7 protein-coding genes and 1 rRNA gene (1 of these 8 running past the window's edge) are annotated in these 12,233 nt (G+C 71.4%); 3 read left to right on the top strand and 5 right to left on the bottom strand.

Annotation, left to right across the window (positions count from 1 at the left end; translation table 11 throughout):
* Positions 1-217 (bottom strand): 16S ribosomal RNA (locus OOK40_RS15190) (it extends 1,309 nt beyond the left edge of the window).
* 649 nt (positions 218-866) lie between these two features.
* Complete coding sequence (locus tag OOK40_RS15185; protein ID WP_266480996.1) at positions 867-1,448, bottom strand: MarR family winged helix-turn-helix transcriptional regulator; 582 nt, start codon at positions 1,446-1,448, stop codon at positions 867-869.
* 156 nt (positions 1,449-1,604) lie between these two features.
* On the opposite strand from OOK40_RS15185, the gene OOK40_RS15180 reads away from it, so the two are divergent.
* Positions 1,605-2,891 carry an MFS transporter gene (locus OOK40_RS15180; RefSeq protein WP_266481749.1) on the top strand — a complete coding sequence of 429 codons (1,287 nt, stop codon included), beginning with the start codon at positions 1,605-1,607 and terminating at the stop codon, positions 2,889-2,891.
* Here OOK40_RS15180 and OOK40_RS15175 read toward each other — a convergent pair.
* On the bottom strand, positions 2,888-4,537 hold the full coding sequence (locus OOK40_RS15175) for a SpoIIE family protein phosphatase (protein WP_266480995.1): 1,650 nt from the start codon (positions 4,535-4,537) through the stop codon (positions 2,888-2,890). The genes OOK40_RS15180 and OOK40_RS15175 overlap by 4 nt on opposite strands.
* A 107-nt stretch (positions 4,538-4,644) precedes the next feature.
* On the bottom strand, positions 4,645-6,156 hold the full coding sequence (locus tag OOK40_RS15170; protein WP_266480994.1) for an NAD(P)/FAD-dependent oxidoreductase: 1,512 nt from the start codon (positions 6,154-6,156) through the stop codon (positions 4,645-4,647).
* Between the two features lie 325 nt (positions 6,157-6,481).
* Here OOK40_RS15170 and OOK40_RS15165 point away from each other — a divergent pair, with 325 nt between their 5' ends.
* On the top strand, positions 6,482-7,240 hold the full coding sequence (locus OOK40_RS15165) for a TetR/AcrR family transcriptional regulator (protein ID WP_266480993.1): 759 nt from the start codon (positions 6,482-6,484) through the stop codon (positions 7,238-7,240).
* A 202-nt stretch (positions 7,241-7,442) separates the two neighbouring features.
* Positions 7,443-9,488: a sigma-70 family RNA polymerase sigma factor gene (locus tag OOK40_RS15160; protein ID WP_266480992.1), complete on the top strand. Its 2,046-nt coding sequence runs from the start codon at positions 7,443-7,445 to the stop codon at positions 9,486-9,488.
* Between the two features lie 466 nt (positions 9,489-9,954).
* Here OOK40_RS15160 and OOK40_RS15155 read toward each other — a convergent pair whose 3' ends face one another.
* Positions 9,955-12,060, bottom strand: coding sequence for an asparagine synthase-related protein (locus OOK40_RS15155; protein ID WP_266480991.1), 2,106 nt, complete (start codon positions 12,058-12,060; stop codon positions 9,955-9,957).
* Positions 12,061-12,233 lie beyond the last annotated feature (173 nt).

Here is a 12,233-nt window from a genome sequence, read left to right as displayed (position 1 = left end):
TTCACCGCCGGAGCTTTCAACCCCCCAAGATGCCTCGGAGGGTGGTATCCGGTATTAGACCCCGTTTCCAGGGCTTGTCCCAGAGTGAAGGGCAGATTGCCCACGTGTTACTCACCCGTTCGCCACTAATCCACCCCGAAGGGCTTCATCGTTCGACTTGCATGTGTTAAGCACGCCGCCAGCGTTCGTCCTGAGCCAGGATCAAACTCTCCATGAATGTTTACCCGTAATCGGGTCGAACACCACAAGAGCGGGACAACCGGTCGGAATAAGACCAGTCATCCACAGCGTCCTCGCTGTGTTATTTTGCCTGCCCGCCACATGGGCCGACAGGACTTTCAAAGGAACCTCAACCCACCGAAATGGGCCGGGGTTGTCAATCTGGCGTTGACTTTTGGCACGCTGTTGAGTTCTCAAGGAACGGACGCTTCCTTCGTACTCACCCTCACGGGCTTTCCTCCGGGCGCTTCCCTTCGGTCTTGCGTTTCCGACTCTATCAGACGCTTTCGTGTCCGATTCCCCGTCGGCGGGGCTCGCTTTCCGGCCTTTCGGCTTTCCGGCGATTCCGACTCTATCAGATCCTTTCGGGCCTGATTCCCGGTCGAACTCGGGTTGTCATTCCGGCCGTTCAGCCGTTCCGACGGCCAAACTCTAGCGGATTCCCCAGGCGACTCATAATCGAGTCTTCGAAATGAATTTCGGCATGCCGAAATTCGTCCCGGCTGGGAGATCGTGCTGAGTTGGGTTGCCGCTTTCGCGACGGGAGTGGCTGTCGCAGAACCGTTCCGGCCCCGTGACAACTCGAAGAACTTTACGGACTGGTGAAGGGTGTGTCAACTCCAGCCCTCAGGGCGCCGACCAGCGTTCTAGTCCAGGTCGGTGAGTCTGCCGCCGGCATCCGGCTGGGCGTGTTCCACGCGGCGCAGGACGCGGATCAGGAGCTCGCCCAGCACGCCCCGCTCATCCGCGGAGAGGTCCCGGAGCAGGTCCTCCTCGAAGTCGGTGGCCATGCGCATCGCCTGCTGCCACTTCGTACGGCCCTCGTCCGTCAGCTCCACGATGACGCGCACCCGGTTGTTCTCGTCGCGGTCGCGCGTGACCAGGCCCTCGGCCGCCATGCGGTCGATGCGATGGGTCATCGCGGCCGGCGTGAGGCCCAGCCGCTTGGCGAGCTCGCCCGGGCCCATCCGGTAGGGGGAGCCCGCGAGCACCAGGGTCTTGAGGACTTCCCACTCGGCGCTGCTGATGCCGAGGTCGGCGACCTGGCGGCCGTACGCGACGTTCATCCGGCGGTTGAGGCGGCCCAGGGCCGAGACGACCTTCTCGACCTGCGGGTCCAGGTCACCGAACTCGCGCTGATAGGCCGCGATCTGTTCGTCGAGGCTCGGCTCCCGGAGGGCGGGGCCGGGCGCCTCGGGGCCGGGGCCCTCTGGGGTCTCGGTTGGCATGGGCTGAAGTATCGCACGGCCGAGTTGGCCTTGAAGTCCTTCGATGTGTATTGTTCAGGATCTAACTTTAGTGTTGAAGTCTTCAGGCTTCAGCCCTTCAGCTCCAAGATGACCAGCAGGATCAAGACCTCGAGGCAGGTGAGTGTGACCAGGGCGATGGGCGCTGCGATGCGCCGGATTCAGACGGGGAACGCGCTGAGCGCGTTCGGACTCGGCTTCACCGTTCCGTATCTCTACGTCTATGTGGCGCAGGTGCGGGATCTGGGCGCGACGACGGCGGGGGTCGTCCTCGCGGTCTTTGCGATGGCCGCGCTCGTCGCCCTGCCCTTCACCGGGCGGGTCATCGACCGGCGCGGGCCACTGCCCGTGCTGATCGGGGCCGCGGTGCTCGCCTCCGTGGGGGCGGCGTCCATGGGGCTGTCGGCGAACGTGCCGACCGTCGTCCTGTCCGCCGCGCTGCTCGGCGCCGGTACAGCCGTGATGCAGCCCGCCCTCGCCACGATGATCGTCTGGTGCTCGGACGCCTCCACCCGTACGCGTGCCTTCGCCATGCAGTTCTTTCTGCAGAACCTGGGGCTCGGCATCGGGGGGCTGATCGGCGGGCACATCGTCGACGAGAGCCGCCCGGGCAGCTTCACGCTGCTGTTCGGCATCGAGGCCGTGATGTTCCTGGTGCTGGCGGGGATCGTGCTCACCGTGCGGCTGCCGCGCTCGCTCGCGCTCCAGGAGGCTCGGCCCGCGAACACCGAGGCCAAGGCCAGGGGCGGTATGCGCGCGGTCTTCGGGCACCGGGCCATGGTGCAGCTGTGTGTGCTCGGGTTCGTCCTCTTCTTCGCCTGCTACGGACAGTTCGAGTCGGGTCTTGCCGCGTACGGCACCGAGGCAGCCGGGATCCAGCCCGCGACGCTGGGGACGGCACTGGCCGCCAACACCGCGGTGATCGTGGTCGCGCAGTTCGTGGTGCTGAAGTTCGTCGAGCGCCGCAGCCGTACCCGGGTGATCGCGGCCGTCGGGCTGATCTGGGCCGTCGCGTGGATCACCGCGGGGTACGCGGGCCTCGGGCACGGCAGCCAGGCGATGGCGACGGCCGCGTTCATCTCGGCCTACGGCATGTTCGGGCTCGGTGAGGCGATGCTGTCGCCGACCGTCGCGCCGCTGGTCGCCGACCTGGCACCGGAATCGATGGTCGGGCAGTACAACTCTGCATTCGCCCTGGTCAAGCAGCTCGCGCTGGCGGTCGGTCCGGCCGTCGGCGGGCCGATGGGAGCCGCGCTGCACGGTCCGTACATCGTGACCTTCGTGCTGTTCTCACTCGGTATCAGCGTGCTGGCGCTGCGGCTGGGCAGGCAGCTGACCCCCGTACAGGACAAGCCGTCTCTCGTGTCGAGGACGCGGGTCGTGGCCCAGCACAAGCCTTCCGCGCAGCTCGAAGCCGCCGCCTAAGCAGGCAGGGCGAACTCGCACCACACCGCTTTGCCGCCGCCCGGAGTGCGGCGGCTCCCCCAGGACGAGGCGATCGTCGCGACGATGGAAATCCCGCGGCCCGCCTCGTCCTCCGTTTCCGCGCGGCGGCGGCGCGGGAGGTGATCGTCGCCGTCCGTCACCTCGATGATCAGGCGGCGGTCGGTGCGGCGGAGTCTGAGGCGCATGGGTGGGGTGCCGTGCTGGAGGGAGTTGGCGACCAGTTCGCTGGCGGCCAGCACGCCCAGGTCGTGCAGCTCGGGCGAGAAGCGCCAGGAAGCCAGGACTCCGGAAGCGAAGGCACGCGCGCGTGGCGCCGCTTCGACGCCGCCGAGCAGTTCGAGGGCGGCGTTGTGGAAGAGCTCGGCCGACGCGCCCGTACGCGTGGGGTGCTGGACGACCAGTACGGCCACGTCGTCGTCGTGTTCCGCGGTCACTCCCAGGGAGCGGATCAGCCGGTCGCAGACCACCTGGGGGGCGCCGGTCGCCCCGGACAGCGCGCGCTCCAGCGCGGCCACACCCTCGTCGATGTCCTCGCCGCGCCGCTCGATCAGACCGTCCGTGTAGAGAACCGCGCTGGAGCCGGGCGGCAGGGCGATGGTGCCCGAGGTGTGGAGCCAGCCGCCCGTGCCGAGCGGGGGGCCGGTCGGCTCCTCGGCGCGGCGGACCGTGCCGTCCTCGTCCCGCACGAGGATCGGGAGGTGGCCGGCCGATGCGTAGACGAGCCGGCCTTCGTTCGGGTCGTGGACGGCGTAGACGCAGGTGGCGATCTGGCTGGCGTCGATCTCGGAGGCCAGGCCGTCGAGCAGCTGGAGCACCTCGTGCGGCGGAAGGTCGAGGCGGGCATAGGCCCGAACGGCGGTGCGGAGCTGGCCCATGACGGCGGCCGCGCGCACACCGCGGCCCATGACATCGCCGATGACGAGCGCGGTGCGTCCGGCGCCGAGCGTGATGACGTCGTACCAGTCGCCGCCGACCGCGGCGTCCGTGCCGCCCGGTTGGTATGTGGCGGCGATACGCAGATCGTCGGGCTGCTCCAACTCCTGCGGGAGCAGAGATCGCTGGAGGGTGACAGCCGTCTCTCGGTGGCGGCGCTCGCTGGCGCGCAGCCGCTCGGCAGCCTCCGCGTGGTCGGTCACGTCGGCGGCGAAGACCAGGACGCCGCCGCCTTCCTTGGGGCTCTCGGCGGGCAGGCAGGTGACGGTGTACGAGCCGCCGCCGCGCACCTTGCGGGACTTGACCGTGCGCGGCTTGCCGCTGCGCAGCACCTGGTCCATCAGCGGCAGCAGCCCGAGCTCGTCGAGTTCGGGGCAGGCGTCGGCCGCCGCGGCCCCCGTCCGGCGGGAGCCGAAGGCTGCGGCATAGGCGTCGTTGACATACGCGACGCGGTGCTCGGGGCCGTGGACGAGGGCGACCAGGGCGGGCAGAGGGCCGAGGATCTCCCGTACGGAGAAGTCGTCGAGCGCGGGGACGTCGGGCAGGGGCTCCGGCTGCTGTTCAAACTCGCCGCGGGCCGCGGGCACGGAGCCTTCCCCTCGCTGGGCGGGGGAGATCCCGTGGTCGGTCCTCCGCCCTGCGGCGCGACGCTGCGTACCGGGGAGCCTTGCGCTCCAACGCGTGAAGTTCACTGACTTTCTAGCCTCAATGGTTGTCGCCAAGGGTCACTCTGTGCAGGTGTGAGCCCACCTATGGTCACACGTCCAGTGTGACCGACCGGACTGACAGTCCTCGTTGTCTACTTCCCGCCGGGACCCTCGCCCGGTCGCTTGTGCGGGCCGCTGTCGGGACCGCTGTGCGGCGCGTGTTTCGACGGGGTGTCAGGGCCGTGCCCCGGGCGTCTGCCGCTGCCGCCCGCGGCGAGTTCGAATTCGGCGCGCGGGTGCTCCAGCGAGCCGAGGGAGACGATCTCGCGCTTGAAGAGCCCGGCGAGGGTCCACTCGGCGAGCACACGGGCCTTGCGGTTGAAGGTGGGCACACGGCTGAGGTGGTAGGTGCGGTGCATCAGCCAGGCCGGATAGCCCTTGAGCTTACGGCCGTAGATATGCGCGACGCCCCTGTGGAGGCCGAGCGATGCGACGGATCCGACGTACTTGTGGGCGTACTCCTTGAGGGGTTCGCCGCGCAGCGAGGCCACGATGTTCTCGGCGAGGACCTTGGACTGGCGCACGGCGTGCTGGGCGTTGGGCGCGCATTCTTTGCCCGGCTCTCCCCCAGAGCCTTCGGCCTGGGAGGTACCCCCAGCGGTGACGTCGGGGACGGCCGCGGCGTCGCCGGCCGCCCAGGCGTGCTCGACGCCGACGACAGTGAGCTGGGCGGTGCACTGGAGGCGGCCGCGTTCGTTGAGGGGCAGATCGGTGGCGGCAAGGAGCGGCGCCGGCTTGACGCCCGCGGTCCACACGACGGTGCGGGTGGGGAAGCGGCTGCCGTCGCTGAGGACCGCCACGCGGTCCTCGCAGGAGTCCAGGCGTGTTTCGAGGCGTACGTCGATATTGCGCGAACGCAGCTCGCGGATGGCGTACTTGCCCATCTCCTCGCCGACCTCGGGGAGGATGCGGTTGCTGGCCTCGACGAGGATCCACCTCAGGTCGTCGGCCTTGACGTTGTGGTAGTACCGCGCGGTGTAGCGGGCCATGTCCTCCAGCTCGCCGAGTGCCTCGACGCCCGCGAAGCCCCCGCCGACGAAGACGAAGGTGAGCGCGGCGTCACGGATCGCGGGATCGCGTGTGGAGGAGGCGATGTCCATCTGCTCGATGACGTGGTTGCGCAGTCCGATCGCTTCCTCCACGGTCTTGAAGCCGATGCCGAAGTCGGCGAGACCGGGGATGGGCAGGGCACGGGAGATCGATCCGGGCGCGATGACGAGTTCGTCGTACGTGATCTCCACGGCGCCGGTGCGCTCTTCGGCGGTCGCGAGGGTGGTGACCGTCGCCGTGCGCTTGGCGTGGTCCACGGCCTTGGCCTCACCGATGACGATCTTGCACTTGTCGAGCACCCGCCGCAGGGGGACGACGACATGCCGGGGGGAGATGGAGCCGGCCGCCGCTTCCGGGAGAAAGGGCTGGTACGTCATGTACGGATCGGGCGTGATCACGGTGATCTCCACCTCGCCCCGCGCGAGCTCGTGTTTCAGCTTCTGCTGGAGCCGCAGTGCCGTGTACATCCCGACGTAGCCGCCGCCGATGACGAGAATGCGCGTTCCCGGCGGGGGGCCGGGGGTCGTCCCCCGGGAGTTAGAGGCCTTCACCATCCCATGACGCAACGGCCTCGGGCGTTTGTCCACAGCCCCGGCAAATTGTGTGACCGGAGGCTTTGCGCCACTGCGCGCGGGAGCGGAGCCGCCTGGCGGGGAAGGTGCCCAGGTCAGGGCATATGAGGGGGGTGGCGCGAGGGGGCGTATTAGGGAATGTTCCGGTCCTTGCTCCGATCGGGGGGCGCTCCGTGCGGAACTACCCCCTTCTGAATTGACCCTGGCTCAACTATGTTCGTACCTCGTCGGGGTGCCCGGACTAGGCACGCCCGGCGGACAGGCGGGGAGGTCTCCGGGGGGAGACATCATGACCGGGGGAACATGTATGACCATTCAGGATTCGCATTGGCAGGCTGCTGCCGCGCCGGGTTCGGCGGCTGACGGGAACGGGCGGGCGGGATCGGGCGGGGCCGGCCGCTCCGCGCCGCTGCGCGTGGACGCGCAGCGCAATCTCGAGCATGTACTGCGCGCCGCACGCGAGGTGTTCGGCGAGCTGGGGTACGGCGCGCCGATGGAGGACGTGGCCCGTCGCGCCAGGGTCGGCGTCGGGACGGTGTACCGCCGCTTCCCGAGCAAGGACGTGCTGGTGCGCCGGATCGCCGAGGAGGAGACCTCCCGGCTGACCGAGCAGGCGCGCACGGCTCTGGGGCAGGAGGAGGAGCCCTGGTCGGCACTCTCCCGTTTCCTGCGTACGTCGGTGGCTTCGGGCGCGGGACGGCTGCTGCCGCCGCAGGTGCTGCGGGTGGGCGTGGAGTCCGAGGAGTCGACCGTTGTCGTACGGGACGAGGCGCGGGTGCCGCAGCAGCGGGTCGGCGCACAGCCCGAACTGCGGGTGGTCGGACCGCGTCCGGTGCCGGTGGAGGAGCAGGAGGACACGGGCTCGGAGGAACTGCTCGAGGTCGTGGGGCAACTGGTCGACCGGGCGCGCGGGGCGGGCGAGCTGCGCGACGATGTGACCGTCGCTGACGTGCTGCTCGTGATAGCCACGGCCGCGCCCTCGCTGCCGGATGCGGTACAGCAGGCGGCGGCTTCGGCCCGTCTCCTCGACATCCTGCTGGAGGGTCTGCGGCCCCGCTCCGCCTGAGCGCGCTCCTACCCGAACCGCGGCACCAACTGACTTCTGGGCAAGGCCGGTTCAGTCTTCCCCGAACGAGTGACGAATAGGGCTGGGTTCGGGGAAGTCGCCCCGGATGAGTGGTTGCCGTGCACAAGGGCTCGATGTGCGGCAGCTCTGTGGCACCCTGGCCCGGTGTTCGGGTCTGCTGGTGCTTACGGGGGCTTCCGCGATGAGCGGTGAGGGTCGGGACAAGCCGCTCGGCGGCGCAGGCGGCGGGGAGGCAGCCGGACTGCCCTCGCGACAGGTGCCGAGCCAGGGCGGGCCCGGTGGGGCGTCCGGCGCGCCCGGAGCTTCGGGTCCTGCCGGTGTGCCGGGTCCCGCTGGTGTGCCCGGTCCCGTCGGCCCGTCCGGGATCGGTGCGAGTGGTTCGGAGGGCAACGCTTCGGGTGGTGCGGGCGAGTGTGCCGTGCCGCCACAGCGCGAGGCCTCGGGTCGCGAATCCCCTCCGCCGCCGCGTGAACTGCCCACGTCCGACGCCGCGTTGATCCGGCGCATGCGCAACGGCGACGACAGTGCGTACGAGGAACTGTTCCGTCGCCACTCGGACTCGGTGCGCCGGTACGCGCTCACCTGCTGCCGGGACGCGCACACCGCCGACGACCTGACCGCCGAGGTGTTCGCGCGGACGCTGCAGGCGGTGCGGGGAGGCTCGGGACCCGAACAGGCCGTACGGGCGTATCTGCTCACCACGGTGAGGCGGGTCGCGGCCGCGTGGACGAAAACAGCGAAGCGGGAACAACTGGTCGAGGACTTCGCGGTGTTCGCCGCGGAGGCCGTCCGCAGCACGGGCGCCGCAAGCGACGGCACCCTCGATCCGGGCGCCGACGTCCGGGCGATGCACGAAGCGGAGCAGTCGCTGGCCATGCGGGCCTTCCGCTCCCTGCCCGAGCGCTGGCAGGCCGTGCTCTGGCACACCACCGTCGAGGAGGAATCGCCGAGCGAGGTCGCGCCGCTGTTCGGGCTGACCGCCAACGCCACGGCGGTACTGGCAAGCCGGGCCCGCGAGGGCCTCAAGCAGGCCTACCTGCAAGCCCATGTGAGCACCGCGCTCACCTCCGGCGGTGACTGCGCGCGGTACGCCGACCGGCTGGGCGCGTATGCCCGCGGGGGCCTGCGGATGCGGGCCGAACTCGGTCTGCGCAAGCACCTGGAGGAGTGCGCCAAGTGCCGTCTCGCCGCGGGTGAGCTGGCGCATGTCAACGCCGGGATTCCGGCGCTGCTGCCGGTCGCGGTCATCGGCTGGTTCGCCGCCGGGTACTCCCTCAAGGCCGTCGGGATCGTGGCCGGCGGAGCCGCGGGCGCGGCAGGGGCGGGTGCGGTCGCCGCGGCCACAGGCAGTACGTCGGGTGCTTCCGGAGGCGCGGCCGGTGGTGCCGCGGTGTCGGAGGGTTTGGGTGCCCCGGCGAAGGCCGGGATCGCTGCGGCGCTGGCCGTCGCGGCAGCCGCCGGACTGGTGTGGGGGATGTCGGGCGACGATCCCGAGCCGGCGCCGAAGGCCGGGGCCGAGCCGGGCGTCTCGGTGCCCGTCGTACCGCAGAAGCCCGCGCCGTCACCGAAGCCCGAGCCTCCGGCGCCGCCCGCGGCGCAGCCGGCTCCGCCGCCGGACAATCCCGCGCAGCGGCCAACTCCGGCGCCCACCCTGCCGCCCGGGCCCAGAACGACGCCGATGGACACACCGCCCAGGCCGGTGCCGCCCCTCCCGCCGGCCCCGTCGGCCCCGCCCGCCCCCGGTCCGACGAAGCCGCAGCCGACACCGCCGACCCCGCCGCCCGCGCCAGTCCCGAAGGTCTACCAGGTCAACCGGCTCAAGTACGACGTGTTCGGCGACCACACCCGGCCCGAGGTGCGCCTCGGTGGGAGCAGTTGGCTCTGGCAGCGCTCGGGCATGTCGATCGACGGCAGGCGGTACGGCCACGGGGTGACCGTGCACGCCACGTCGTCGGTGACGATCGATCTCAACCGCCGTTGCACCGCCTACGACGCGTTCGTCGGCGTCGACGATCTGACGCTGGGCATGGGCGCGGTGCGCTTCTCCGTGTACGGCGACGGGGGGCGGCTGTGGCGCTCGCCGGTGATCCGCCGCGGGCAGGCGGCGGTGCCGGTGCATGTGTCGCTCGCCGGGCTGAAGACGATCCGGCTGGTCGTGGAGCCGCATACGGCGCTCGACTCGGCGGCGCTGGGCGACTGGGCCCAGGCGCAGATCAGCTGCGGCTGACGGACCCGGCCGCGTCGTTCCGGGTCCGGGGCGCGCGCGACGGCAGGGGCATTGCAGTCCGGGGTTCCTTTCCCCCACCCCGCCCCTTCCCGAAACTGGGGCGGGCCCCAGGCCCCCAAAGGGGAAGGAAATGTGGGGGCTGGCGCCCCCTACCCCCAGTGCGCCCGCTTCGCGGCGCGGGCTACCAGTTGCCGCCGCCGGGTAAGGGGCCGCGGAGCGGGTGGAGTTGGGACGTAAGCGTGATTTGTGGCGCGGGGACCCCCGCGCACCTCGGTACGGCCGAGACGCGCCGTAAATCATGCAGTCCCGGCTCCACCCCGGAGCGGACCCCAGGCGCCCGCCCCGCGGCACCGGGCAACCCCGCGGCCCGCACCCCGAACCCCGAACCCGCTACCACCGCGGCACCGGCAACCCCAGGCGCGCCAGACCGTCACCGACGCCGCACCGGGTAACCCCGCCCCACCCCCTACGCCTGCAGCGTCCGCCTCGGGGGGACGCCTCCCGCCACCGCCCGCTGTCTCGGTGCCGCCGTGCCTGTCCAGCACGTGCCACGCCGCGAGAGCAGCCTCCGTAGCCACAGCTCCGTCGAGATCAGGTCCGCCAGGCCGTCCAGCGGGACCGGTTCGCCCTCGGAGGCCGCCCGTAGCGCCTTGCGGATCACGCGGGCCTCCACCAGGCCCGCATCCGCCAGCAGTGGCGCGTCGAACAGGGCGATCAGGTGCGGGAGCGAGGCTCGCAGGCCCGTGCGGGCCGCCGTCGTCGAGGTCGTGTGGGTCGTCGCGCCCCAGCCCGGGGGCAGGTCGTGGATGCCCGCGCCCGCCAGGACCCGGCGGAGGATTTCCGCGCGGGCGCCCGGCCGGACCCGCAGGGATTCGGGGAGGTCGCGGCAGGCCCGTACGACCTGGTTGTCCAGAAAGGGGGCGTGCAGGCGCTGGCTGCGGATTTCCGCGGCCTGTTCGAGGATCCGCTGGTCCGACGCGTGGCGGGTCAGCGCCGCCCGCGCGCGGGCCTCGCCGGGCCGTTGCACCGACACCGGGCGCATCGCCGCCTCCGTCAGGCGAACCGATACTTCAGCGAGCGCCTCACCGGTGAGCCAGCGCGCCGCGGGGCCCGGCCGGGACCAAGTCAGTGCGGCGAGCGACGCGCCCAGGGGGCCGTCGTGGGCGCGGCCGGGCGGACGGTTCGCGGCCAGCAGGTGGTCCGCCGCCAGCTCCAGGCCGGTGCGGTAGGGCGTACGCGCCAGCCGCCGCGCCGCCCGGTACACCGTCAGCGGGATGAACAGGGACTGGGGCGAGGGCCCTTCGGCCCGTGCCAACGCCGCGACGGGCCGCATCAGATGGCGGCGGCGCCGGTCGAGCAGCAGATCCGCGAGCCGCGCCGGATGCGCGTCCAGGACCTGCCGCGCCCCCGCCCCGGTGAAGTGGTCCGCGCTGCCCGCCGCCAGCCGGTTGCGGTGCCGTTCCGCCACGACGAGGGACGGAGCGGGCTCGTCGGTCAGCGGCCCGTCGAGATCCGCGTACGGCAGGGACTCCTCACCCGCCGCGACCACCACGTGGTGCAGCCGCGGATTCGCGGCGATCGCCCGGGCCCGCTCCAGTTCGGCCGCGTGTTCCACCTCGCGACCGCCCGTCGCCAGGTCGTTGAAGGTGACAGCGAGCAGCCGCTCTCCCGCGCCGGTGCCATGGCCGAGGACCGTTCCCGGCACGCCGGGCAGCCCCGCCGCCAGCAGCGCGAGTGTGCCGGACGCGCTGCCGCCGGAGAGGTCGGCGCCGATGCCGGGTACCGGACCCCCGCGGGCGGCGCGCCGGGCCGCCGGGCCCATTCCGGGGACGGGCCCGGGGTCCGGCGGCAGGGTCTCGGGCGCGTGCCGGGGCGCGGTGAGCCTGGCCCGTACGGCGTCGACGAGCGCGTCCCGTACCCCCTCGACCGCACGCTCTGCCTCCATCTGCGGTCCGGCGACGGCCAGCGAGGCCACCGGCTCGTATCCGGTGATCTCGCGCGAGCCCTCGCGCAGGATCAGCGCGTGCCCCGCGGGGATGCGCTTCACACCGACGTACGGAGTCGAGTCGCGCAGCGCCTCCGGCGTCTCCGGGCAGGCCAGCAGCGCCGCCAAGTGCCCGATGTCCAGCTGCGCTTCGATGAGGTCGGCGAGCGGCAGCGCGGCGGTCGCGTACGCGGTGCCGTTCGCCCATGGCGTGTAGAAGACAGGTCTCGCCCCGGCGAGATCGCCCGCGACCGTTATCCGGCGGCCGACCTGCGCGACGGCCGTATAGCTGCCCCCCCACGCGGTCAGATGCCGCAACGCGCCACCGCGCGCCGCGAACAGACCGACCTTCAGCTCCTCGTCACTGGCCGCGCAGCAGCCCAGGACGGCCAGTTTGGTGAAGGCGTCCACGGTGACGACACGCACCTCGTCGGGGCGCCAGTCGCCGACCGCCCAGAGCGGATCCGGGTCTCCCCATAGGAGTTGGGACCCGACGGGGTGGACGGTGCGGCCCTCGTCGGACGCCCCGACGACCCCGGCCGTACCGAAGTTTGCGGCGACACTGCTCCAGCCCACCAACCACCGCATCGCGCCTCCACAGGCTGTGGACGAACTCAGACCCGGGACCGTAGCCGCTCGGCAGCACCTCAGGAGCATGCAGCCGCACGGGAACATGCCGCCGTTCGGGAACATGCTGCCACGAAGGCGGCGCAGAAGAGGGTCTCCGGGTCGCGTGCGCAAAAAGTGAACGCGCCCCTGGC

It is taken from the genome of Streptomyces sp. NBC_01481, from assembly GCF_026339995.1.
Classification (GTDB): Bacteria; Actinomycetota; Actinomycetes; order Streptomycetales; family Streptomycetaceae; genus Streptomyces.
Note: the sequence above shows the minus strand (reverse complement) of the source record. Positions and strands in the feature narration are given on the sequence as shown.